Source organism: Caballeronia hypogeia, from assembly GCF_001544875.2.
In the GTDB taxonomy this organism is placed as follows: Bacteria; Pseudomonadota; Gammaproteobacteria; order Burkholderiales; family Burkholderiaceae; genus Caballeronia; species Caballeronia hypogeia.
Map to the genome: position 1 here is coordinate 144,431 of NZ_FCOA02000003.1, position 22,668 is coordinate 167,098.

The following is a 22,668-nucleotide window of genomic DNA, read 5'->3' on the forward strand; positions in this document are numbered from 1 at the left end:
GTCAGGCGTCAAAGCGTGTGTGCAACGTTCTTGGCGTGAAGTCGCTGGTCGATCCCGATTCGATTCTCGATCAGTTCTCAAAAGGCAGGAGGATGGCGAATTCGGTGCAGCCCGGCCTGCTCTCCACTTCGATCAGGCCATCGTGCTGATGGACGAACGATTGTGCGAGCGTGAGACCGAGACCGCTGCCGTCTTCCCGCCCCGACACGAGCGGAAAGAAGATCCGGTCACGAATCTCTTCCGGGATACCGGGACCGTTGTCAGTGATATGCAAGTCCAATGCCAGTTTGTGAAGCTTCTTGCCGATCGTCACCTTGCGCGCGATGCGCGTGCGCAGTTCGATCTTGGCATCGCCTTGTGAAATGCGTTCCTTCAGCGCTTCAGCCGCGTTGCGCACGATATTCAACAACGTCTGGATCAACTGTTCCTTGTCGCCGCGCAAGTCGGGCACGCTCACGTCGTAATCGCGCTCGATGGTGAGGCCGCGCGGAAACTCCGCGAGAATCACCGCGCGCACGCGCTCGCACACTTCGTGGATGTTCACGTCGCCAACGATATGCGGATGCCGGTGCGGCTCCAGCAGGCGATCGACCAGCGTCTGCAAGCGATCCGATTCCTTGATGATCACCTGCGTGTATTCGCGCAATTCGTCGCGTTCGCGAGCGCCGAGCTCGAATTCGAGCAATTGCGCCGCACCGCGAATGCCGCCGAGCGGATTCTTGATTTCGTGCGCGAGATTGCGGATCAACTGCTTGTTGACCGCGGTGAGATCGTGGATGCGCTCTTCGCGATCCGTGCGCAGATGGCGCTCGTTCTCGAACAGTTCGAGCAGCACGTAATCGGCGGCCGCTTCCAGATAACCGACGATCGCATGCACGTGAACCGACTCGCGCCCGGGACGTTCGAGCACCGCGTCGAGCCGCGTCGCGTTGAAGCGGTTCTCCGCGATCGATGCGACCGTGCTCGCGAGTTCCTCCGCATTGGCGAAGAGCTCGGGCCAGTTCATCTGCATCAGTTGCTTGCGCGACATCTCGAGCATCGCCTCCGCCGATGGATTCGCATACGCGATCCGCAGCGTGCGCATGTCCAGAACGAGCACGTTCGTGGGCAGCGCTTCGAATCCCGGCAGGAGTCCGCTCGCGGCGAGTTGCGCGTCGTCGGAGAGCGCGTCGGCGTGGCCTTTGCGCGCCTTGATCAGATTCTTGAGCACCATCGTGCAATGATTGAGGTCGTTCGTGACACCGATCTTCTTCTCGATTCGTGATGGCGCGGCGATTAAAAAAGGGACGGCGCGCCGTCCCTTTTTCGTCACCGCATGGCATGCGCCGCGCGCTTCATCGAACTGCTCACGACGAAACGCGCTTCGGTCATGCTGCTTACAGCGAGTAGTACATTTCGAACTCGATCGGATGCACCGACTGACGATAACGCTGCAACTCCTGCGTCTTCAGTTCGATGTAAGCGTCGAGCATCGAATCCGTGAACACGCCGCCGCGCGTCAGGAACTCGCGATCCGCGTCGAGCGCGTCGAGTGCCTGGTCGAGGCCCGCGCACACGGTCGGGATCTTCTTGTCTTCTTCCGGCGGCAGGTCGTACAGATTCTTGTCCGCGGCTTCGCCCGGATGAATCTTGTTCTGCACGCCGTCGAGACCCGCCATCATCAGCGCGGAGAAGCACAGGTACGGATTCGCCAGCGGATCCGGGAAGCGCGTTTCGATACGGCGGCCCTTCGGGTTGCTCACGTGCGGAATACGGATCGATGCCGAACGGTTGCGAGCCGAATAAGCCAGCTTGACCGGCGCTTCGAAGTGCGGCACGAGACGCTTGTACGAGTTCGTACCCGGGTTCGTGATCGCATTCAGCGCGCGTGCGTGCTTGATGATGCCGCCGATGTAGAACAGCGCGAATTCCGACAGGCCGGCGTAGCCGTTGCCCGCGAACAGGTTCTGGCCGTCTTTCCAGATCGACTGGTGAACGTGCATGCCCGAACCGTTGTCGCCGACGATCGGCTTCGGCATGAAGGTCGCCGTCTTGCCATACGTGTGCGCCACGTTATGGATGATGTACTTCATCTGCTGCAGCCAGTCCGCGCGCTGCACCAGCGTCGAGAACTTGGTGCCGATTTCGTTCTGGCCCTGGCCCGCCACTTCGTGGTGGTGCACTTCGACCGGAATGCCGATCTGCTCGAGCAGCAGACACATTTCCGAGCGGATGTCCTGGAACGTATCGACCGGTGCGACCGGGAAGTAGCCGCCCTTCGTGCCCGGACGGTGACCGGTGTTGCCGCCTTCGAATTCCTTCGCCGACGACCACGGCGCTTCTTCCGAGCCGATCTTCACGAACGTGCCCGACTGATCCGTGTTCCACTGGACCGAGTCGAAAATAAAGAATTCCGGCTCCGGACCGAAGAACGCGGTGTCGCCCAGGCCCGAGCTCTTGAGATAGGCTTCGGCGCGCTTGGCGAGCGAACGCGGGTCGCGCTCGTAGCCCTTGCCGTCGGCCGGCTCGACCACGTCGCAGGAGAGAACCAGCGTCGACTCTTCGAAGAACGGGTCGATGAAGGCGGTGTTCGCGTCCGGCACGAGCAGCATGTCCGACGCTTCGATGCCCTTCCAGCCAGCGATGGACGAACCGTCGAAAGCGTGGCCGCTTTCAAACTTGTCCTCGTCGAAGTGCGAAACCGGCACGGAAACGTGTTGTTCTTTGCCGCGCGTGTCGGTGAAGCGGAAGTCGACGAACTTGACGTCCTCGTCCTTGACGAGTTGCATGACGTCGGCCACGGATTTACTCATTACCTATCTCCTGATTAACAAAAGTCGGCGAATCGCTTCGCCGCCCCGACCAATCCTGTACATCGATTCAATCGAGGATGGAAAAGCAGCTTCCGTGCCAAGCGCACCAACTTTGCGCTAAGCGCTTGAAGCAGCGCGCGTTTTGGTGAACGGACCGCGCCACGCGAGCCCGTGTTCCGCTCATCATTCAAATTCATTCGCACCATATCGGTGCACGCCTGAAGTCAGGCTATTCTTCAAGCACCTCTTGTGTGCATCGACACGAATATGCACCAATTCAGAGCATATGCCTGTTGTCCAAATGCAGAAGATGCCCGCTCCGCGCACCACGCTAAAATGATTCTTTGCGCCTGAACGGAGACCAATGCGCCATGAGCACGCTTGAACAACTGTACAGCCAGGCCGCCGGCCGCGCCGCCCAGAACAATCTGACCTACGCGGGCGCGTTCTCGCCGGCAGAAGCATTTGAACTTCTCCAGCTCGATCCGCGTGCCCGCCTGATCGACGTTCGCACGCGCGCGGAGCTCGACTGGGTGGGCCGCCCCGCGATCGACGGCGCGCAGTACGCGCACATCGAATGGATCCGCTATCCCGGCTCGGTGCCGAACGCCGAGTTTATCGAACAATTGCGACAGGTCGCCACCCCGGATACGCCGGTCGTGTTTCTGTGCCGCAGCGCCGCGCGCTCGAAGCTCGCGGCGGTCGCGGCTCAGAAGGAAGGTTACGCCCAGGCGTATGACCTGCTCGAAGGTTTCGAAGGCGACAAGGATGGACATGGGCATCGGAAAACGGTCGCGGGATGGTGTTTTCGCGGGTTGCCGTGGGTCGGGGCTTGAGCGGCGTTAGTTTCGATCCGGCGCGTCGAGCAACGCCCGCACGCGCCTGACCCTTTCCTCATCCACCGCCGCCAGTCCTTTTCCATCGACTCGCAAGCCCGAGCCGAAATGCACCGCCTGCACACCCGTCGATGCGACGAACGGCGCGACGGCGTCTACGGTCAGTCCCGCGCCCGCCAGGACCGTGCAGCGCGAGCCCTGCGCCATTTCGACTAGCTTCGCGATCGTTCCTTCGGCCTCCAGCACCGAAGGTTTGCCGCCCGACGTCAGCACGTTCGTAACCGAATCGAATTGCAGCAGCGTTTCGAACGATGTGAACAGATCGCGCGCTTCATCGAACGCGCGATGGAAAGTGATCTGCAAGCCGTCCGCCGCGTCGATCACGCGGGCGAGGCCTTCGGTATCGAGCGATCCATCCGCGCGCAGCATGCCGATGACGATCGCGTTCGCGCCCGTCTTCGCGATCGCCCGGACGTCGCGCAGCATGACCGCGTAGTCGTCGGCATCGTAGACGAACGAGCGGCTGTGCGGCCGCACGATCACGTTCACGGGAATCCGCACCGCGCCCACCACCGATTCGATCAACCCGATGCTCGGCGTCAACCCGCCCTCGCCCATCGCGGTGATCAGTTCCAGCCGGTTCGCGCCGCCGCGTTCCGCTGCGCGCGCGTCGGAAACCGTTGTAGCGATGACTTCGAGCAGCGTCATTTCGCTTCCTCCGGCGGCACTTCCACGACCTCGCCGCCCAGCGCGATCACACCTTCTCGAAGCACCTCGAACGCGGCGTTCGCGCTCGCCGGATCGCCCTTCACGCCCAGATCGATGTGCGAGCGCGCGTAGAGCGCCCCGCGCGCCGCGTCGCCGACGCTCGGCAGGCTGAACGCGCGCACGCCTTCGAAATCGCGCTCGATCGCCACCATCAGCGGCGTGATGCGCGATTCGGGAAGGCCGAACACCAGCAGCGAGCGCTCGACATGCGGCGTTGCATGATGCAGATGGGCGTACTTTGTGTCGAGCACCCATTCGATCATCGGCCATGCCATGACCGGAAAACCCGGCACGAAGTGATGATCGCCGACCGAAAAGCCCGGAATCTTGTTGTAGCTGTTCGGAATGATCCCCGCGCCCTGCGGAAACGTGCCCATGTTCAGCCGATGCAGATTCTCCGGCGATTCCAGCTCGACCGGTTTCCCCGCGTCCGCCGCCGTATCGCGAATGCGCGCGCGGATCAGCTCGGCGGCTTCCGGATGCAGCTCCAGCGGCACGCCCAGCGCTTTCGCCGCGCATTGACGCGTGTGGTCGTCGGGCGTCGCGCCGATGCCGCCGGTCGAAAACACGATATCGCCCGATGCGAACGTGCGCGCGAGCGTCGCGGTGATGCGCGCGGGATCGTCGCCCACGTACTCGGCCCAGTCGAGCGAGAGCCCGCGCGCGCCCAGCAATTCGATGATTTTCGGCAAATGCTTGTCGGTCCGGCGGCCGGACAGGATCTCGTCGCCGATGATGATGACGCCAATGCCCATGAATGCCCCTTTTTATTCGATCGACCGGCGGATCAGGATTCGACCGTGATCGCCGGATAATGCGGCTCGTTCGCGCGCAAGCGCTCGAGCGCGTGGAGACAGTAATGCGCGAACCAGAGCGCGGAAAACACAAGGATGAACGCATACGCCCAGATCGTCACCGCCGCGACGACGGGGAACAGCGGCAGCAGCCACACGGACCATGCCCAGAGCATCGTCGGAACGGAGCTGAGCAGGCCGCTCACGATGCCGATCGCGAGCAGCGGCCAGCGCGCATCGCGCACGATCGCACGGCGTTCTTCCGCGCTGGCGTGCAAGGCGAGCGCGTCGTAGGTCATCACGCGATACGTGAGCCAGCCCCACAGCAACGGCGGAATGAGCGCGAAGAACGGCGGAATCAGCCACAAAGGCAGCGTCACGACGAGCAGCACGAGACACACGACGGTCGTCACGACCGAATGCCCGAGACTGCCGTACCACGAGCCGCCGCGCCGCTCTTCCAGCGACGAATAGTGTCCCTTCGGCTGGCGCGTGAGCAGCTTGATGACGCCCGGCATGGACAGCGTCGCGATCAGCAGCAGCACCGTCACCACGATCAGCGGCACCGTCATGATGACGACGAGAAACGGCGCGATTACCGCATGCAGCGACGCGAAGCCGACAGCGTCGAAAAGACGGTACATCGCGGAGGTGAGCGCCCAGCCGTCGAGCCAGCTATTGGCGGCGCCCGTGAGCGTCTGCCAGAAGAACCAGAGGATCGCACCCCAGACGACGGTCGCGACGCCGAACGGCATCAGCGTCAGCCAGAGCATGCGCGGGTGGAACACGTTCGCGAGCGCGCGCACGAACGAACGCAGCAAGTCACTCATGCGTGATTCGTCGAAGAAAAGAGGAACCGACAGGATAAACCAGCGCCGGCTGCGGGCGCTGGTCAGCGGGAACAACCGCGGGAACGATCAGACCGCCGCGGAGTTGTCCGACGGCGACGCGCCCGCGCGCCGCGACGCGAGCCGCGCGCCGATGCGCCTGAATGCGAGCCAGTGCTGCTCGAAGAAACCGTCGCCGTAATGCACGGGCTTGACTCCCGGCGCGCCGAGCTGGTCGCGAATGCCCGTGGGCTCGACTGTGCGGTCGAACGAGGCCGAGCGGAACAGGATGTCCCAGAACGAGAACAGCACGCCGAAATTGCAGCCATACGCGGTGCCTTCGTGACCGAAGCCGATCGCGTGATGACGTCGATGAAACGCGGGACTCACGACGATGCGCTCGCCGAGCCAGCCGTAATGAAGGCGGATGTTCGCGTGCTGCAGGCTCTGCATGAAATTCGTGATCGCGACGAGCACGACGAACTGCGACGGCTCCACGCCGATTACGAGCGCGACACACGCGAAAAAGCTCGCCTGCAGGATGTCGTCGAGCAGATGGTTACGGTCGTCGGACCATAGCGACATCTTCTGCTGGCTGTGATGCACCGCGTGCAATTCCCACCAGATGCCGACGCGATGCTCGAGCCGGTGATACCAGTAACCGGCGAAATCCAGAATCAGCAGATAGATGACGAACGTGACGAGCGGCTGCGTCGTCACGCCCGGCCACAGGTTGTCGATCTCCAGATTCGGCACGCTGTGGACACGCAGCCAGCTTTGCAGCGAATCGAAAATCGGCTGAAACGTGAAGAAGAAAAACAGATTGAGGATGCCGAGCTTGACGAGCCACGTGTAGAGCACGTCTACGCGCACGCCCTTGCGATCCTTCCATTCTTCCGCGGGGCGAAACGCTTCGAGCGGACGCAGGATCGCGTACATCGCGAGGACTTCCAGCACGCCCACGATCACCCAGTAGAGCGCGTCATAGGTGTCCTCGTCGTAATCCATCATGCCGATCTTGAACAGCAGCGGCTGGACCACGTCCACATACAACATGGTCTGCAACCAGGAAACGAGACCGTCGAGCGACGAAAGAATGGAATGAAACATGGTGCTCCGTGATGCGTGCGGCCGCCACAGCGCGCGGCCCTGCCTCAATCGTAGTACAGGGCGCGAAGTCGCGCCCTCTTACCCTGCTTATGCGCCATTCGGCGAGGTCACCGGCGCACGGTTGAAGAAGTAGATCCCGTGCGGCGAACGGCCCACCTTGATGGTTTCGATCAGCTTACGATTTGCAAGGTCGATCACGCCGACATGCTTCGCGAAGCGGAACGTAACCCACAGATACTTCTTGTCGGCGGAAAGTTCCATATCGTCCGGGCCCGGCAGCAGGCCGGTGATGTCACCGACGTTCGTGAGCGTGTCCTCGTCGATGATGCTGATCGTGTTCGCCACGCGATTCGAGACCAGCACGTGCTTGCCGTCGACCATCGAGCGGAAGTTGTGCGCGCCCTTGCCCGTCGTGATGGTCTTGATGACCTTCTGGTTGCGCCAGTCGACGACCGCGACATAATCCGCGCCCGTCATGCCGACGAGCAGATATTTGTCGCCCGGCGTGAGCCACACGCCCGCCGGCACCTTGCCGACCTTCATCTTCCATTTCACGGTCTGCGTCGGCAGGTCGATCGCGGCGATTTCGCCGGAGACTTGCAGCGAGATAAAGGCCGTCGAGCTGTCGTTCGTGAACGCGATATGGCTCGGCATGGTCGCGAGCGGCAGGCGCTTGGCGACGGAGAGGTTCTTGCCGTCGAAGTGATAGATATCGAGGCGGTCCAGGCGCAGGCCCGTGGACACGAACCACTTCTTGTCCGGCGAGAAGCCGATTTGATACGGATCCTCGATGTCCTGCACCCAGCGCTGGAATGCGCCGGTTTTCGGATCGACGAACATCAGATTGTTCGACACCGAATTCGCGACGATCAGCGACGACGCATCCGGCGTCGGCATCAGGTGATGCGGTTCCTTGCCGGTCGGCACGGTGCCGACGACCTGGCGGGTGTTTTCGTCGATCAGGCTCAGCGTGGCTTCCGCGGAGTTCAGGACGATGACGTTATTGGCAAACGCCGCGGTAGCGACGAGCGCGGCGCCGGTGGCGAGCGCGGCGCGTGCGGCGGCCGCGCGGAAGCGGCCGGAACTGAGAATATTGCGCATGAAAAATTGGCTTCGGAAGGCAGGCGTCATTGTAGAACGTTTGCCCGGCGCGCCGCGTTGACCGGCTGCGGCTTTTTGCGCAACTCGCTGCGTCGGCGCAAGAAACCGCGATTTTCGGGCGATTCCGATTCTTACGGTCACTTTCAGCGCTGCATCGATTCCCAGACTTTGTACAGACGCTTGACGGAAACCGGCATCGGCGTGCGAAGTTCCTGCGCGAACAGCGACACGCGCAATTCCTCCAGCAGCCAGCGATATTCGCCGAGCCGCGCATCCGCGACGCCGCCGCGCTGCGACATCGCCCGCTGATAGTGCAGCGCGAGCGGTTGCAGTTCCGCGAGCAGGCGCGCGTCGCGGGCGGGATCGGCTTTGAGCTTGTCGATGCGCAGGCCGATTCCCTTCAGATAACGCGGAAAATGCGCGAGCTGGCCGTAAGGCGTGTCGATCACGAAGCGCTTTCCGATCAGTGCGTTCAACTGCGCCAGCAGATCGGCATAGGCCGATGCGAACGATTTCGCCTGTGCAAGCTTTTTCGCGAGCGAAGCGTATTCCGCGAGGATCGCGCCAACCAGACGCGCGATTTCATTCGCGAGCAGCGTGAGGCGCCCTTTCGCGGCGTCGCGGCGGGCGTGGAAACTGGCGTCGTCGTCGGGCAGCGGGTCTTGCAGGCACGCGCGATCCAGCGCCGTTTCCACGATCTGGTCGCGCAACTCGTCGGCGGTGCCGAGCGCCATGAACTGCATCGACATTTCGCGCAGGCCCGGCAGGTTCTTTTCCAGATAGCGGATCGGTTCGCGCAACTGCAGCGCGAACAGCCGCCGCAAGCCCGCGCGATGGATGCGCGCCGCTTCCTCGGGCGAATCGAACACTTCGACGTCGCAGTGCGTGCCGCGATCGACCAGCGCCGGATACCCGAACAGCGTCTGCCCGCGCCGACGGATTTCGAGCAACTCGGGCAGCTTGCCGAAATTCCAGGTCGTGAGGTTCTCGTAGAGCGCGGTGCCTTCGCCGGATGACTGCTGCTGCGCGGTCGGCGCGTCGGTGTCGCCGGAGAGCGCATCGAACGCGGCGGCGGACGTCAGCTTCTGAAACTGCTGCTGCGCCTGTCCGCCGAGCTCCGCGCGCAGTTGCGCGAGATTGCGGCCCATCGCGAGCTGACGGCCGTGCTCGTCGATCACCTTGAAGTTCATGAACAGATGCGCCGGCAGCGTTTCCAGCTTGAAATCCGCGCTTTTCACGGCGATCTGCGTCTGCTCGCGAATGTCGACGATAAGCGTTTCGACCAAAGCGCCTGCGCCGAACTTGGGTCCTGAGTGACGCCCCGCGAAACCCGCCGCATATTCCGGCAGCGGCACGACGTGTCGGCGCAGCTTCTGCGGCAACGACTTCAGCAGCAGTTGCGTCTTCTCCTTGATCATGCCCGGCACGAGCCATTCGATACGGCGCGCGTCGATCTGATTCAGGCCGTAGAGCGGCACTTGCAACGTCACGCCATCGCGCGGAGCGCCCGGTTCGAAGTGATACGTCAGCGACATCTCGATGCCCGACATCGTCATGCGCTTCGGGAACAGGTCGGTCGTGACGCCGGCGGCTTCATGGCGCATCAGGTCGTCGCGCGACAGGAACAGCAGCTTCTCGTTGCCCGCTTTCTTCTGCTCGTCCCGATACCAGCGCTCGAACGCCGCGCCCGTCCACATGCCTTCGGGAATCAGAGAATCGTAGAAAGCGTGGATGAGTTCGTCGTCGACCAGCACGTCCTGACGGCGCGACTTGTGCTCCAGTTGCTCGATGTCGGCGACCAGCTTGCGGTTGTGCGCGAAGAACGGCAGGCGCGTGTCGAATTCGCCTTCCACCAGCGCGCCGCGAATGAACAATTCGCGCGCGTATTTCGGGTCCTGCTTGCCGAAGGACACGCGCCGGCGCGCATAAACCGTCAGACCGTACAGCGTCGCGCGCTCGTAGGCAACGACCTGCGCGGCCTTCTTCTCCCAATGCGCATCCGAAAGCGAGCTCTTCAGCAAATGCGCGCCCACCGTTTCGAGCCATTCCGGCTCGATTTTCGCGATCGTGCGCGCGTACAGCCGGCTCGTTTCGACGAGTTCGCCCGCCATCACCCAGCGCCCCGCTTTCTTCAGCAGCGCGGAACCGGGCCACAGATGGAACTTGATGCCGCGCGCGCCGAGATAATGCGGCTCGTCATCGGCTTTCAGGCCGACGTTGCCGAGCAGACCGGTCAACAGCGACAGATGCACCTGCTCGAAAGTCGCATCGGATTCGTTCAGACGCCAGCCGTGTTCGCGCACGACCGTCAGCAATTGCGAATGCACGTCGCGCCATTCGCGCAGACGCAGTTGCGACAGGAAGTTCGCGCGGCATGCATCGGCGAGCTGCTTGTTCGACTTCTTGTGCGCGACGGCTTCCTCGAACCACTTCCAGATGCGCGTCCATTGCAGGAATTCGGAGCGCTCGTCGACGAACTGCCGATGCGCCTGATCCGCCTGCTCCTGCGCCTCAATCGGCCGGTCGCGCGGATCCTGCACCGACACCGCCGACGCGATGATCAGCACTTCCTTCAACGCGTGATGATCGCGCGCGGCGAGAATCATCCGGCCGACGCGCGGATCGAGCGGCAGGCGCGCCAGCTCGCGGCCGAGCGGCGTGAGCGCGTTGTCGTCGTCGACGGCGCCGAGTTCGTTGAGCAGCTGATAGCCGTCCGCAATCGCGCGGCCTGGCGGCGGCTCGATGAACGGAAACGTTTCGATCGCCGTCAGATGCAGCGACTTCATCCGCAAAATCACCGCCGCGAGAGACGAGCGCAGGATTTCCGGATCGGTGAAGCGCGGCCGCGACTGGAAATCGGGCTCGTCGTAGAGACGGATGCACACGCCGTCCGCGACGCGTCCGCAACGGCCCGCCCGCTGATTCGCCGCCGCCTGCGACACCGGCTCGATCTGCAACTGCTCGACCTTGTTGCGATACGAATAGCGCTTCACGCGCGCGCTGCCGGTATCGACGACGTAACGAATGCCCGGCACCGTCAGGGACGTTTCCGCGACGTTGGTCGCGAGCACGATGCGCCGCGCGTTCGACGGCCGGAACACGCGCTCCTGCTCCTGTGCGCTCAGGCGTGCGAACAGCGGCAGAATTTCCGTATGCGGCGGATGATGCTTGCGCAGCGCTTCGGCGGCGTCGCGGATTTCGCGCTCGCCGGGCAGGAACACGAGCACGTCGCCGGAGCCGACGCGGCACAGTTCATCGACGGCATCGACGATGCCTTCCATCAGATCCCGATCCGATTTGCGGTCGTTTCGTTTCGGCAGCGTGCCTTGCGCGGACTTCACCGCGACGCTTTCCTCTTCGATCGGCCGATAGCGCAGTTCCACCGGATACAGCCGCCCGCTCACCTCGATCACCGGGGCGGGCTTGTCCTCGCTTCCGAAATGACGCGCGAATCGCTCGGCGTCGATGGTCGCGGAGGTGACGATCAGCTTCAGGTCCGGGCGCTTCGGCAGGATTTCCTTCAGGTAGCCAAGCAGAAAGTCGATGTTGAGGCTGCGCTCGTGCGCCTCGTCGATGATGATCGTGTCGTACGCTTTCAGCAGCGGATCGGTCTGCGTTTCGGCAAGCAGGATGCCGTCGGTCATCAGCTTGACGGACGCGCCCGGCGCGAGATTGTCCGTGAAGCGCACCTTGTAGCCGACGACTTCGCCGAACGGCGTGCCGAGCTCTTCCGCGATGCGCCGGCCCGTTGCCGACGCGGCGATGCGGCGCGGCTGCGTATGACCGATCAGGCCGCTGCCGCCCGCCCCGAGGCCGCGCCCGAGCGCGAGACAGATTTTCGGAAGCTGCGTGGTCTTGCCCGAACCGGTTTCGCCGCTGACGATCACGACCTGATGCGCCGCGATCGCGCGTGCGATTTCCTCGCGCCGGCCGGAAACGGGCAGCGCTTCGGGGAAGGTGATCGGCGGGATCGGGTTCGGCGTGACGATGCGCGGTTCGCGCGGCGGGCGCGGGGGGCGTTGGTCGCGGGGTTCGCGTGCTGCACGAACGTCGGGCGCGCGCTCGGCGGCGGGCGCGGGCCGCTCGTCGTGGCGTTCGGTGCGTCGAGGTTCGGGTTTGCGTGTTTCGCGTGGCTCACGTGATTCGAGTGATTCGCGCGCTTCGGGCCGTGGCCGCTCTTTCCGTCGCTCGTCGCGCTGCGGCCCGGTCTTGCGTGTTTCGGCCGGCTTCGCCCGCGTCGCGTTCGACGGACGATTTGCGGACTCGCTTCGCCCTTCCTCGGGTTTCTCGTCGCGCTGTTCCTCGCGTCTCGGCTGGAGCTTTGCTCGCACCGGCGCTGGCGTCCCGGCTTCGGACCGCGGCGCGCGCGTGGGCGCGAAATCCGACTTCGGCGCCGCCTCACGCGGCTTCTGCGGAACTTGCTGGGCCTTCTGCGGAACTTGCTGCGGCTTCTGCGCAACTTGCTGCACCTTCACCGCCGATGCCACGGCCGGTTTCGCCCCACCAGAATTCGAACGCTCCCCGCCCTTCTGCTGCGCCGCGCCCGCAAACCGCCGCGCGGCGAGTTCCTTCTTGCTCAGACCGGCATCGGAATCGGCGGACGCGCCCGTTCCCTCCCGCGCATCGCGCCGAAGATTTTCACGCAGTTGTCGCAACTGCTCCTGAGTATCGAGGGATGGATCGGCGGACTGAGCCTTGCCCGACTGACCGGGACGCGAGGGACGAGAAACATTCGGCATAGCGTCGCATTATAATCCCGGGATGAATTCCCAAACCGACCTCACGATGAGCACACAGGCGGCATCGCAACCGGCTCCGGCGGAGCCCGAAGCGCCGAATCTCCACGCCCAGTTCGTCGACTGGATGCGTTCCGTCGCGCCTTATATTCACGCGTTCCGAAACAAGACCTTCGTGGTCGCGTTCGGCGGCGAGCTGGTGCAGGAAGGACGCCTGAACGCGCTCGTGCAGGATGTCGGCCTGCTGCACGCCATGGGCATCCACGTCGTGCTGGTGCACGGCTCGCGGCCGCAGCTCGACGAGCAACTGAGCCTGCACGGCGTCGAATCGTCGTTCTCGCACGGATTGCGCATCACCGACGCCCGCGCGCTCGAATCCGCGAAGGAAGCCGCCGGCGAAGTGCGCCTAGACATCGAGGCCGCGATCAGCCAGGGCTTGCCGAACACGCCGATGGCGCACGCGCACATCAGCGTGGTGTCGGGCAACTTCGTGACCGCGCGGCCGGTCGGCATTCTCGATGGCGTCGATTTCCAGCATACGGGCGTCGTGCGCAAGATCGACGGCGACTCCATCCGCCAGTCGCTCGCGTCGAACAAGCTGGTGCTGCTCTCGTCGCTCGGCTTCTCGCCGACGGGCGAGGCCTTCAATTTGTCGATGGAAGATGTCGCGTCCGCCGCCGCGATCGCGTTGCGCGCCGACAAGATCATTTTCGTCACCGAAATCGACGGCTTCGCCGACACGGAAGGCGAACTGATCCGCGAAATGTCGCTGGACGACGCGTATCGCCTGCAGGAAAGCGGCGAGCTGCAAGGCGACACCGCGTTCTATCTGAAGCACACGGTGCGCGCGTGCCGGGGCGGCGTCGCGCGTGGCCACATCATTCCTTACGCGCTCGACGGCAGCGTGCTGCTCGAGCTGTTCCTGCACGACGGCGTCGGCACGATGATCTCGTACGAGAATCTCGAAAGCCTGCGCGAGGCGACACCGGACGACGTCGGCGGCATTCTCACCCTGATCGAGCCGCTCGAAACCGACGGCACGCTCGTGCGACGCGGGCGTCACCAGATCGAGCGCGATATCGACCATTTCTCGGTCATCGAGCACGATGGCGTCTTGTTCGGCTGCGCGGCGCTGTATCCGTATACGCAGGAGCGCATCGGCGAGATGGCGTGTCTGACGGTCGCGCCCGAAGCACAAGGTTCCGGCGACGGCGAGCGGCTCCTGAAACGCATCGAGCAGCGCGCCCGTGCGCGCGGCCTCACACGCATTTTCGTGCTGACGACGCGCACCGAGCACTGGTTCCTGAAACGCGGCTTCGTGAAGGTGACCGTCGACGACCTGCCCGAGGATCGCCGCCGCCTCTACAACTGGCAGCGCAAGTCGCTCGTGCTGATGAAGCAGCTCTGAACATGAATCACCGGCGCGAGGACAATCGCGCCAGCGTCCCCCGACACAGGAGAAACACATAATGGCCCGAATGATTCAATGCGCGAAGCTCGGCAAGGAAGCCGAAGGACTGGACTTTCCGCCGCTGCCGGGCGAACTCGGCAAGCGCATCTACGAAACGATCTCGAAGGAAGCATGGCAAGGCTGGCTCAAGCAGCAGACCATGCTCATCAACGAGAATCGCCTGAACATGGCCGACCCGCGCGCGCGCCAGTACCTCATCAAGCAGACGGAAAAGTACTTCTTCGGCGAAGGCGCCGATACGGCTTCGGGTTACGTGCCGCCGCAAAGCTGAACTCGGCGTTATCCAGACTGCAAAAACCGGCCCAGGTGGCCGGTTTTTTTGTGCCCGCACGGTCGCAAAATGTTCCGATTGGACCATCAGACGATTCCGCCTTGATTCGCCGCAATCCCAGGCCAGATAAGGGATACAGGCTGACCGGCAAGCCCGCCCGGATCGGCCGGTTTGCACATCGTCTGTCATCGTGTTATTATCTTGCTCGTTATCAACAGCAACTCACCATCATTCGCGCGCACAAGTCCGGCGCAATGTGTTTCGGACCAAGCGTGGTAGTGACAGTTTTCATACAAAGAGGCGCGTCGGTTTTTCAGCTGGTTTTGCCAGACTCACGCCGGCCTTTTTCGTCTCAGGTTGTTTTTTCGCCGACGTCGCGGCCCACCCGCGGCAGTTCAGTTCCCCGCTGAATTCGCCGTCCGCACGTCAAATTCGTTTGTTTCACCCCGAGTGCAATTTCGCGACCCACCGCGAGGCACCGGCACCGCGCTTGCTGCATTTTCTTCAGCATCTGCTTCATTCGATGCTGCGCGGAGCCATTGGCGGCCGTTTCGACTCGTTCGATGCAAGCGGCGCCGTCGCGAAACTGCACTGTCCCGGCAATACGCGTCGTCTTTCGATGGCGCGCCCGAAGCTCCTCGCGGGCTCTCGGGATCGAATACGGAGTCTTTCGAAATATGTCTTCTCATCACGAGGGCCTTTGGCGCACACGCGATTCATCGAGTCAGAAGTCCGATCTAACCATCGACGACATCACCATCGTCGATCAGTCCCTGCTCAAGCGCGCCGTCGGCGCGATGGCCATCGGTAATGCAATGGAGTGGTTCGATTTCGGCGTGTACAGCTACATCGCCGTGACGCTCGGGAAAGTGTTTTTCCCTTCGAGCAGCCCGGCCGCGCAGTTGCTGGCGACCTTCGGCACGTTCGCCGCCGCTTTCCTGGTGCGCCCGCTCGGTGGCATGGTGTTCGGCCCGCTCGGCGACCGCATCGGCCGCAAGCGCGTGCTCGCCATGACCATGATCATGATGGCGCTCGGCACCTTCGCGATCGGCCTGATTCCGAGCTACGCGACCATCGGCGTGATGGCGCCGGTGCTGCTGCTCGTCGCGCGTCTCGTGCAGGGCTTCTCCACGGGCGGCGAGTACGGCGGTGCGGCGACCTTCATCGCCGAATTCTCGCCGGACAAGAAGCGCGGCTTCATGTCGAGCTTCCTCGAGTTCGGCACGCTGGTGGGCTACGTGCTCGGCGCGGGCGTCGTCGCGGTGTTGACCGCAGTGATGTCGGAGAGCTCGCTGCTGTCCTGGGGCTGGCGCATTCCGTTCATGATCGCGGGTCCGCTCGGCCTGATCGGTCTGTATATCCGGATGAAGCTCGAAGAAACGCCGGCGTTCCAGCGCGAAGCCGAGAAGGCCGAAGCCGTGTCGCACGAGACGACCAAGGAGCAGTTCCGCGAGACGCTGCTTCAGCAATGGAAGCCGCTGCTGCAATGCGTGGGTCTCGTGCTGATCTTCAACGTGACCGACTACATGGCGCTGTCGTATCTGCCGAGCTATCTGTCGGCGACGCTCAAGTTCAACGAGACGCACGGCCTCTTCATCGTGCTGGTCGTGATGGTGCTGATGATGCCGCTGACGCTGCTCGCCGGGCGTCTCTCGGATGCGATCGGCCGCAAGCCGGTGATGCTCGCGGGTTGTATCGGCTTGCTGGTGCTGTCGATTCCGGCGCTCACGCTGATCCGGGTGGGCACGATCCCGTCGATTTTCGCGGGCATGATGATTCTCGGCGCGCTGCTCTCGACCTTCACGGGCGTGATGCCGTCGTCGCTGCCGGCCCTCTTCCCGACGAAGATCCGTTACGGCGCGCTCGCGATCGGCTTCAACGTGTCGGTTTCGCTGTTCGGCGGCACGACGCCGCTCGTCACGGCATGGCTCGTCGATTCGACTGGCAACCTGATGATGCCCGCGTACTATCTGATGGGCGCGTCGCTGATCGGCATCGTGTCGGTGCTGGCGCTGCACGAGACGGCGAAGAAGCCGCTGAAGGGCTCGCCGCCGTCGGTGGCGTCGAAGTCGGAGGCGCACGCGATCCTGCGTGGTCATCGCGAAGCCGCCGAGATGGACGACACGTTCCCCGAAGGCACGGTGCGCGCGTAAGCGTTCTGCTGTAGAGGAGTGAATGGAAGGGCCGGTGCTCGAAACGCCGGCCCTTTTTCTATTGCACGAGCGGAACGATGCGCGCGTCGATCTTGCCTTCGCCGATATCGAGCAGCGCCAGCGTGATCGGCAATCTGAAGCGACGCGGACCCGCGCTGCCAGGATTCACGAACAGCACGCTGCCGCGCCGTTCGATCAGCGGCTTGTGCGAGTGTCCGGTCACGACGACATCGACGCCGTCGAGTTGCTTCGGTGCATCGGCGATATCGTGGACGACATGAAACGTCACGCCGCCGAGCTCGATGCGCGCGTGCTCGGGCAAACGAACGACGTCTTCGCCGATATCGTTGTTGCCGCGCACGACCGTGAGCGGCGCCAGCGGCGCGAGCGCATCGAGCACGTCGCGTTTGCAGATATCGCCCGCATGGATGATGTGCGCGCAACCGTGCAATGCGGCGAGCGCTTCGGGGCGCACGAGATTGTGGGTATCGGAGATTAGGCCGATGCGCATCACGCTTCTTCGTTCATGAGGATGCGCTCGATGCGGCGATCCGGCACGAGCCACACGGCCGCGACGAGCGCGTAGATGGTCGCGGCGATCCACGGCTGCCAGAACGACACGGCGATCGCGGTGAGATAGAGCACGACGGACAGCTTGCCCTTGCGATCGGCGCCGACCGCGCGTTCGAGCGTGGAGTTTTCTCCGTGCATCGAAATGAGCGTGCGCGTGAGGATGTACCAGGCGACCGCGGTCATGAAGAGCACGAAGCCGTAACAGGCGGTCGGCACGGGGCTCAGATGGTTTTCGCCCATCCAGTTCGTGGTGAACGGAAACAGCGAGAGCCAGAACAGCAGATGCAGATTGGCCCACAGCACGGGGCCGTTCACGCGCCGCACGGCGTGACACAGATGATGGTGATTGTTCCAGTAGATGCCGACATAGATGAAGCTCAGCACATACGCGCAGAACACCGGCAAAAGCGGCCCGAGCGCGGTGAAATCCGCGCCGTGCGGCACTTTCAGTTCCAGCACCATGATCGTGATGATGATGGCGATGACGCCATCGCTGAATGCTTCGAGCCGTGTTTTGCCCATCGGGGGTCCTTGTGCCTGAATCGGTGCCGCCGATTATGAGCGAGCGTCGAAATCTTGTCGAACAGCTTGCATTGGCGCGCACGGCGCGCTTCTGATGCCTGCCGGCGCAATGGTAGAATCGCGTCCGCCCTTGCCGGGGTGATGAAATTGGTAAACATAGCGGACTTAAAATCCGCCGCCTCACGGCTTGCCGGTTCGAGTCCGGTCCCCGGCACCATAGTGGCGCTTGATGATCTTCAGCCGCCACCGCCGCGCGGCGCCCTACGGCCGGATGCCCCAGCGGCCCCGATACCCGCCGCGCTCGCCGACCACGCGCATCGTCGCGCACCTTTCCGTCCACCACACATGCAAACTGACTACGTGGCGAAAGACACGTCCGGCATCGCCAGCAAGGTTTATTTCGGTTTCGCGGCGGTCGTCATCCTGTATGCGCTCGGCCTTTCGTTCTCCACGCTGCGCCAGAGCTATTCCTTCTGGCTCGACGAGCTGTTCTCCGTCACGGCCAGCGATCAGAGTCTGCATTCGATGTTCACGCTGATTCTGTCCGACGTTCATCCGCCGCTCTATCAACTGGTCCTGAAACTCTGGATCGCGCTGTTCGGCGACAGCGACATCGCCACGCGCTCACTCAGTTGGTGCGCGGCGCTGATCGCGATTCTGCCGGTGTATCGAACATGTCTTCCGATGGGAAAATCCTGTGCGATCACCGCGGTTCTGCTGCTGACCACGAGCACGCTATTCGGCTTCTATGGGAACGAAACGCGCGCCTATGCGTTCCTGATGATGTGGTCCGCATTCGCGTATCAGCGCTTTTCGGACGTGGATGAAACACGTCGCCCGAGCGCGTTCTTGCTGAATTGCTTGATTCTTTCGCTGGTCCATTATTTCGGGCTTCTTTTCGCCTGGGTTCTGCTTCTGATCTCGGCATGGACCTTCAGACGCAACAAGGCATCGCTCGCGGCGCTCGCGCTGACGTTCGCGCTCACCTGCGTCTGGCCGGTCTTTCACGTGATGCTCGGCACGGTTTCGTCGAAGGCCAACGGCAACTTCTGGATTCACATCAACGGCGCGCTGGAAACGCTTTCGACCGCCGCTTTCAGCCTCTTTCCGATTTACGGAACGCTGGCCGGCATCGTTCTCGTCGCGTGGCTGCTGGTGATCCTGGCCTCGACCTTCGCGTCTGCCACGCTACGCGCGAGCCGCGACCCGCTCGTGCTCAACGCCCGAAAAACCGTCCTCGCGATCCTGGGATTTCTGGCGCTGTTGTGCATCGTCGATCATTTCACGCCGATGTCCACGCGCCGCAATTACATCGTCCTGCTGCCGCCGGCGTGCGTGCTGGCGGCGCACACCATTCACCTCGTGCGCACGTGGAGCCCGAGACTCGCCGCGCCGATGTTTGCACTGGCGCTCGCTTGCGGCATCGCGAGCACCGGCTACGTCGCGAGCGCGCTGAACGAGAAGACTCACCCGGTCGAGGACTGGCAAGGCGCGGCTCAGTACATCGTCGATCACGACGCCAACATGAACGTGTACTTCGTGACGAACAGCTACGCGAACACCTGGCGCATGCTGACGTCCACGTTCTATCTGAACAAGCTGAGCGGCGGCAGGATCAACGCGAAGCCGCTCGTTCCGGGCGAGACCCGGATTACCGCGCCCGCGCTGATCTTCGTCGCGCATTTTCCGTTCGGCGAACAGTTCTTGAACGCGATGAAGGCAGCCGGCGCCACGCAGCGCTTCCCGGCCGGGCCGTTCAATGATGTCGTGGCATCGGTATTTCGTGTCGATGCGCCCGCTTCCGATGGCAAGTAGGCGGCATCGGGCGCCCGGATTTCCATGCTGTAACATGCTGGCCGAGAAAGCGGTCTCGTCGTGGCGGCAAACCGCTCGCGCCACGGAAACACATCATCCTGAAGGTCATGAACACAAATCGTCCTGGCTATGAACGCCAAATCGGCGTGACGATTGCGGGCGCCGTCATCCTGCTGGCCGCGCTCGCGTACTTCTTCCATCTCTACACGTCGATCTGGCGTTACACGATGGACGATTCGTTCATATCGTTCCGGTACGCGCGCAACATGGTCGAGGGGCATGGATTGCGCTTCAACCCGACCGATCCGCAGCCAAACGAAGGATTCACGAGCGTGCTTTGGCTGCTCGCCATGGCGCCTGCGTTCTTTACGTCGCTGCCAGCCGAGATCTATGCCAAGGGCGTGAACCTCTGCTTCGTCCTGTTGACGGCCGCGCTCATTGGCCTGTCCATTGCGAGATCGATCGAAACGACGCGCTCCACGTCCCTCGCGCGTCTGTTGCCGTGGATCGGCGCAAGCGCCTGGCTGTGCTTCTATCCGGTCACGGTGCTGTCGGTGTCGGGCATGGAAACGGCGATGTCGGCGCTGCTCGTCGCACTCGGCGCTTACCAGGTTCTCAAATTCGAGCGCGGCGTGACGCCGCGCTCGGGCGCTCTCTTCGCCCTCACGTTGCTGGCCATGGGTCTGGCGCGGCCGGACCTGAACCTGCTCGCGGTCATCATGTGCGCAAGCGTAGTTCTCACCGCCGCGAGCAAGGAAGAAAAATCGATTCTGCTTCGCGCCGGGCTTTCGTATGTCCTGGCCGGCGCGTTGTATTTCATTTGGCGCTGGTGGTATTTCGCGAGCTTTCTGCCTCTGCCTTTCTACATCAAGGGAACAGGGGCCGGATTCCAGGGCCTGCCGAACGTCGTCGCGTTCCTGAAGGAACCGCTGATCGCGCTGAGCGTGCTGGTCTCGCTGGCGTCGACCGGTAGACGTCGGGGCTTGTTCATCGGTGCAATCGCGCACATGCTGTTTTTCACGAAGCCGGAACACCTGATGGGCGAAGGTCACCGCTTCCTGATGCCGATCGTGCCCATCCTGCTTGTCGTCATGATGAGCACGGCCGCGCGGGTCTTGCAGCCGCGCGCGCTCAGCATCGGCGCGCCGATGCTGGCGTGTCTGGCGATCGTGCTGAGCCTCGCCTCCGTCAAGCCAAGCGAGATGGCATTCATGAATACCTACGCCCACGCGCTCGAATCGACCTATGGCGCGATCGGCGAGGGCCTGAAAAAGGAAAAGGCTCAGGGCGTAGTGGCTGTGAGTTCGGTGGGGCTGATCTCGTACACGTCCAACTGGTCCGTGATCGACATGTTTGGATTGTGCAACTCGACAATCGCGAAGCATCCGGAAGAGCGGCTCGCCGTCACTTTCGGAGCGAGTCCGGAATACATCATTCTCGTCTCCTCCAGCAAGGACAAGTACACGCCCTACATCTCGCAACACCGCAGTGACTTCAACCAGCAGATCTTCGATACGGCCATCGCGCGACAGTATCGGATCGACCGGGTCGAGGAGTTTTTTCCGGGGTTTTATCTGTTCGTGCTGAAGCGGTAAGGCGCAGCCTGCACGTGTGACAAGGAGGACGGCATCGCAGCCTGACCGCGAGCCGGCACCGGCCTCACACCGCACTCAACAACCGCTCCGCATCCCGTACCGCATCGAGCAGCGCCTCGATGGCGGTATCGCGGTCGAGCAGGCACAGGTGCTCGATATCGAAAGGCAATGCGTCCACGCCGACGAATCGCACCGTGCCCCCGAAGCAGTCGCGCGTTCTGCCGCGGCGAACCGACGCGATGTAGTTCGGGGTGACATAGAGCGCAACGGGCATCATGACGGCCTCCGCGACGGGCTGGTGCGGCCGGTTTCATCCGGTCGATGGCCAAAAGTCTAGCCGTGCCCGCCACCGCACAGCACCCGCTTCACGCGGGGAGCCGCTCCCCCACCGACGGAGCCCCCCGCTACACCGAATGCCCAAGCACCCGCGCGACGTAATGCCGTCCCCACGCCTCCCCATGCGCGATGGCCTCGGCGACCGTCTCGAACGGACCGTGATCGCCGGTCATCTCGCCGGAGTCGTCGGCGAGCTTCGAGCCATGCACCGGCTTCTGGTCGATGCGGGTCACGCGCACGCGAATCGCGTAACCCTCGGGCGGCGCGCCGTCCGCGTCTTCGTCGGCGACGGCGGGATCGGCTGCGGCCGCGCGCGGTCTCGGCACGGCCCGCATGGCGAGCAGGTAGTCGCCTACTTCGATGTCCTTCTGCATGGCGGTCGTCTCCATCGATCGAAACGCGCTCGGCAAATGCCAATGCCGATTTTGCTACCGCATCGCGCGGTAAAACAAGCTACCGCGCGGCGCGCGCGGCCCGCCGCGATGCTCTACAGTGATGCACTGCGGCGAACATGTTATAAAGTTTCGCCCCGACCTTCTTCACGTTCCGATGCGCCAGCCGCATCGGGCATCGACCGAATTACCCGATGAACCCTCGCATCCGCGCCTGTCTGCCGTTCCTGCTCTCGATTCCGCTCGCCTGGCTCGGCGGCTGCACGTCCTATTACAAGAACGTCGAGGCCTGCAAGGAGAAGGTCCGCGCCGATTACCCCGACGCCGCGAGCGCGCCGCTGAAAATCACCGGCTCCGGCGCGAGTTATCATGGCTCGCGGGTCGTCGTGCACGGCGTGATCACCAACCCGCCCAAGCCGCCCGCCGACAAGCCGGCCCGGGTGCCCGCTGCGGCCGAATGCACCTTCGCCCAGGAGTCGATGACGGGGTTCCAGTGGCTCGTGCCCGCGAAGCTCGCGCCCAAGCCGAAAACCGACGACGACGAGTAACGACAACAAGTCATACCGAAACCCGCCG

The 22,668-nt window shown here is 63.2% G+C and carries 20 protein-coding genes and 1 tRNA gene; 8 read left to right on the forward strand and 13 right to left on the reverse strand.

Annotated elements, in window-relative coordinates:
• Positions 1-70: 70 nt before the first annotated feature.
• Both glnL and glnA read right to left on the reverse strand, forming a co-directional pair.
• Positions 71-1,213 (reverse strand): nitrogen regulation protein NR(II), encoded by a 1,143-nt coding sequence (gene glnL, locus AWB79_RS06730; protein WP_061166995.1) that lies wholly within the window; start codon positions 1,211-1,213, stop codon positions 71-73.
• A gap of 163 nt (positions 1,214-1,376) precedes the next feature.
• Positions 1,377-2,792: a type I glutamate--ammonia ligase gene (gene glnA, locus AWB79_RS06735; RefSeq protein ID WP_061166629.1), complete on the reverse strand. Its 1,416-nt coding sequence runs from the start codon at positions 2,790-2,792 to the stop codon at positions 1,377-1,379.
• 371 nt (positions 2,793-3,163) lie between these two features.
• On the opposite strand from glnA, the gene AWB79_RS06740 reads away from it, so the two are divergent.
• The gene (locus AWB79_RS06740) at positions 3,164-3,628 is read left to right on the forward strand and encodes a rhodanese-like domain-containing protein (RefSeq protein ID WP_061166630.1); all 465 of its coding nucleotides are present in this window, start codon (positions 3,164-3,166) and stop codon (positions 3,626-3,628) included.
• Between the two features lie 6 nt (positions 3,629-3,634).
• Here the strand turns inward: AWB79_RS06740 and AWB79_RS06745 are convergent, their stop codons facing one another.
• From AWB79_RS06745 to hrpA, 6 genes are all read right to left on the reverse strand, one after another.
• A complete protein-coding gene (locus AWB79_RS06745) occupies positions 3,635-4,336 on the reverse strand; it encodes a copper homeostasis protein CutC (RefSeq protein ID WP_061166631.1) in 702 nt (233 codons plus the stop codon).
• Positions 4,333-5,151, reverse strand: a complete 819-nt coding sequence (locus tag AWB79_RS06750; protein WP_061166632.1) for a competence/damage-inducible protein A — start codon at positions 5,149-5,151, stop codon at positions 4,333-4,335. Before AWB79_RS06750 ends, AWB79_RS06745 begins: the two co-directional genes overlap by 4 nt.
• A gap of 32 nt (positions 5,152-5,183) precedes the next feature.
• The gene (locus tag AWB79_RS06755) at positions 5,184-6,020 is read right to left on the reverse strand and encodes an EI24 domain-containing protein (RefSeq protein ID WP_061166633.1); all 837 of its coding nucleotides are present in this window, start codon (positions 6,018-6,020) and stop codon (positions 5,184-5,186) included.
• Between the two features lie 87 nt (positions 6,021-6,107).
• On the reverse strand, positions 6,108-7,127 hold the full coding sequence (locus AWB79_RS06760; RefSeq protein ID WP_061166634.1) for a sterol desaturase family protein: 1,020 nt from the start codon (positions 7,125-7,127) through the stop codon (positions 6,108-6,110).
• Between the two features lie 87 nt (positions 7,128-7,214).
• Entirely contained in the window at positions 7,215-8,228 is a 1,014-nt protein-coding gene (locus AWB79_RS06765; protein WP_061166635.1) for a YVTN family beta-propeller repeat protein, read from the reverse strand.
• A gap of 143 nt (positions 8,229-8,371) precedes the next feature.
• A complete protein-coding gene (gene hrpA / locus AWB79_RS06770; protein WP_061166636.1) occupies positions 8,372-12,967 on the reverse strand; it encodes an ATP-dependent RNA helicase HrpA in 4,596 nt (1,531 codons plus the stop codon).
• Between the two features lie 22 nt (positions 12,968-12,989).
• Between hrpA and argA the strand changes: the two genes are divergently transcribed.
• Complete coding sequence (argA, locus tag AWB79_RS06775; RefSeq protein ID WP_061166637.1) at positions 12,990-14,372, forward strand: amino-acid N-acetyltransferase; 1,383 nt, start codon at positions 12,990-12,992, stop codon at positions 14,370-14,372.
• Between the two features lie 61 nt (positions 14,373-14,433).
• Positions 14,434-14,706, forward strand: coding sequence for an oxidative damage protection protein (locus AWB79_RS06780; RefSeq protein WP_061166638.1), 273 nt, complete (start codon positions 14,434-14,436; stop codon positions 14,704-14,706).
• Positions 14,707-15,058: 352 nt separating this feature from the next.
• On the opposite strand, the gene AWB79_RS06785 is transcribed toward AWB79_RS06780, so the two are convergent.
• Positions 15,059-15,226, reverse strand: coding sequence for a hypothetical protein (locus tag AWB79_RS06785; protein ID WP_157695705.1), 168 nt, complete (start codon positions 15,224-15,226; stop codon positions 15,059-15,061).
• A gap of 157 nt (positions 15,227-15,383) precedes the next feature.
• Between AWB79_RS06785 and proP the strand changes: the two genes are divergently transcribed.
• Entirely contained in the window at positions 15,384-16,859 is a 1,476-nt protein-coding gene (gene proP, locus AWB79_RS06790) for a glycine betaine/L-proline transporter ProP (protein WP_061166640.1), read from the forward strand.
• A 58-nt stretch (positions 16,860-16,917) separates the two neighbouring features.
• On the opposite strand, the gene AWB79_RS06795 is transcribed toward proP, so the two are convergent.
• Positions 16,918-17,370, reverse strand: coding sequence for a metallophosphoesterase family protein (locus tag AWB79_RS06795; protein WP_061166641.1), 453 nt, complete (start codon positions 17,368-17,370; stop codon positions 16,918-16,920).
• Positions 17,370-17,954, reverse strand: a complete 585-nt coding sequence (locus tag AWB79_RS06800) for a TMEM175 family protein (RefSeq protein WP_061166642.1) — start codon at positions 17,952-17,954, stop codon at positions 17,370-17,372. Before AWB79_RS06800 ends, AWB79_RS06795 begins: the two co-directional genes overlap by 1 nt.
• Before the next feature lie 132 nt (positions 17,955-18,086).
• Between AWB79_RS06800 and AWB79_RS06805 the strand changes: the two genes are divergently transcribed.
• The 3 genes from AWB79_RS06805 to AWB79_RS06815 all read left to right on the forward strand — a co-directional run bounded on the left by AWB79_RS06805 (position 18,087) and on the right by AWB79_RS06815 (position 21,364).
• Positions 18,087-18,171, forward strand: a tRNA-Leu gene (locus AWB79_RS06805).
• Positions 18,172-18,299: 128 nt separating this feature from the next.
• Entirely contained in the window at positions 18,300-19,769 is a 1,470-nt protein-coding gene (locus AWB79_RS06810; protein ID WP_061166643.1) for a glycosyltransferase family 39 protein, read from the forward strand.
• Positions 19,770-19,876: 107 nt separating this feature from the next.
• On the forward strand, positions 19,877-21,364 hold the full coding sequence (locus tag AWB79_RS06815) for a DUF8728 domain-containing protein (protein ID WP_061166644.1): 1,488 nt from the start codon (positions 19,877-19,879) through the stop codon (positions 21,362-21,364).
• 64 nt (positions 21,365-21,428) lie between these two features.
• On the opposite strand, the gene AWB79_RS06820 is transcribed toward AWB79_RS06815, so the two are convergent.
• On the reverse strand, positions 21,429-21,641 hold the full coding sequence (locus AWB79_RS06820; protein ID WP_061166645.1) for a hypothetical protein: 213 nt from the start codon (positions 21,639-21,641) through the stop codon (positions 21,429-21,431).
• A 127-nt stretch (positions 21,642-21,768) separates the two neighbouring features.
• Positions 21,769-22,074 (reverse strand): hypothetical protein, encoded by a 306-nt coding sequence (locus AWB79_RS06825; protein ID WP_061166996.1) that lies wholly within the window; start codon positions 22,072-22,074, stop codon positions 21,769-21,771.
• A 212-nt stretch (positions 22,075-22,286) separates the two neighbouring features.
• On the opposite strand from AWB79_RS06825, the gene AWB79_RS06830 reads away from it, so the two are divergent.
• Positions 22,287-22,640: a hypothetical protein gene (locus tag AWB79_RS06830; RefSeq protein WP_061166646.1), complete on the forward strand. Its 354-nt coding sequence runs from the start codon at positions 22,287-22,289 to the stop codon at positions 22,638-22,640.
• The last annotated feature ends 28 nt before the right edge of the window (positions 22,641-22,668 follow it).

What these genes read in the sequence shown, in the direction of transcription:
- glnA (WP_061166629.1), bottom strand. Translation starts at nt 2,792, where the DNA reads ATGAGTAAATCCGTGGCCGACGTCATGCAACTCGTCAAGGACGAGGAC.
- AWB79_RS06750 (WP_061166632.1), bottom strand. Translation starts at nt 5,151, where the DNA reads ATGGGCATTGGCGTCATCATCATCGGCGACGAGATCCTGTCCGGCCGC.
- hrpA (WP_061166636.1), bottom strand. Translation starts at nt 12,967, where the DNA reads ATGCCGAATGTTTCTCGTCCCTCGCGTCCCGGTCAGTCGGGCAAGGCT.
- AWB79_RS06825 (WP_061166996.1), bottom strand. Translation starts at nt 22,074, where the DNA reads ATGCAGAAGGACATCGAAGTAGGCGACTACCTGCTCGCCATGCGGGCC.
- AWB79_RS06745 (WP_061166631.1), bottom strand. Translation starts at nt 4,336, where the DNA reads ATGACGCTGCTCGAAGTCATCGCTACAACGGTTTCCGACGCGCGCGCA.
- AWB79_RS06765 (WP_061166635.1), bottom strand. Translation starts at nt 8,228, where the DNA reads ATGCGCAATATTCTCAGTTCCGGCCGCTTCCGCGCGGCCGCCGCACGC.
- AWB79_RS06740 (WP_061166630.1), top strand. Translation starts at nt 3,164, where the DNA reads ATGAGCACGCTTGAACAACTGTACAGCCAGGCCGCCGGCCGCGCCGCC.
- argA (WP_061166637.1), top strand. Translation starts at nt 12,990, where the DNA reads ATGAATTCCCAAACCGACCTCACGATGAGCACACAGGCGGCATCGCAA.
- AWB79_RS06800 (WP_061166642.1), bottom strand. Translation starts at nt 17,954, where the DNA reads ATGGGCAAAACACGGCTCGAAGCATTCAGCGATGGCGTCATCGCCATC.
- AWB79_RS06820 (WP_061166645.1), bottom strand. Translation starts at nt 21,641, where the DNA reads ATGATGCCCGTTGCGCTCTATGTCACCCCGAACTACATCGCGTCGGTT.
- AWB79_RS06810 (WP_061166643.1), top strand. Translation starts at nt 18,300, where the DNA reads ATGCAAACTGACTACGTGGCGAAAGACACGTCCGGCATCGCCAGCAAG.
- AWB79_RS06755 (WP_061166633.1), bottom strand. Translation starts at nt 6,020, where the DNA reads ATGAGTGACTTGCTGCGTTCGTTCGTGCGCGCGCTCGCGAACGTGTTC.
- proP (WP_061166640.1), top strand. Translation starts at nt 15,384, where the DNA reads ATGTCTTCTCATCACGAGGGCCTTTGGCGCACACGCGATTCATCGAGT.
- AWB79_RS06815 (WP_061166644.1), top strand. Translation starts at nt 19,877, where the DNA reads ATGAACACAAATCGTCCTGGCTATGAACGCCAAATCGGCGTGACGATT.
- AWB79_RS06795 (WP_061166641.1), bottom strand. Translation starts at nt 17,370, where the DNA reads ATGCGCATCGGCCTAATCTCCGATACCCACAATCTCGTGCGCCCCGAA.
- AWB79_RS06780 (WP_061166638.1), top strand. Translation starts at nt 14,434, where the DNA reads ATGGCCCGAATGATTCAATGCGCGAAGCTCGGCAAGGAAGCCGAAGGA.
- AWB79_RS06830 (WP_061166646.1), top strand. Translation starts at nt 22,287, where the DNA reads ATGAACCCTCGCATCCGCGCCTGTCTGCCGTTCCTGCTCTCGATTCCG.
- AWB79_RS06785 (WP_157695705.1), bottom strand. Translation starts at nt 15,226, where the DNA reads ATGAAGCAGATGCTGAAGAAAATGCAGCAAGCGCGGTGCCGGTGCCTC.
- glnL (WP_061166995.1), bottom strand. Translation starts at nt 1,213, where the DNA reads ATGGTGCTCAAGAATCTGATCAAGGCGCGCAAAGGCCACGCCGACGCG.
- AWB79_RS06760 (WP_061166634.1), bottom strand. Translation starts at nt 7,127, where the DNA reads ATGTTTCATTCCATTCTTTCGTCGCTCGACGGTCTCGTTTCCTGGTTG.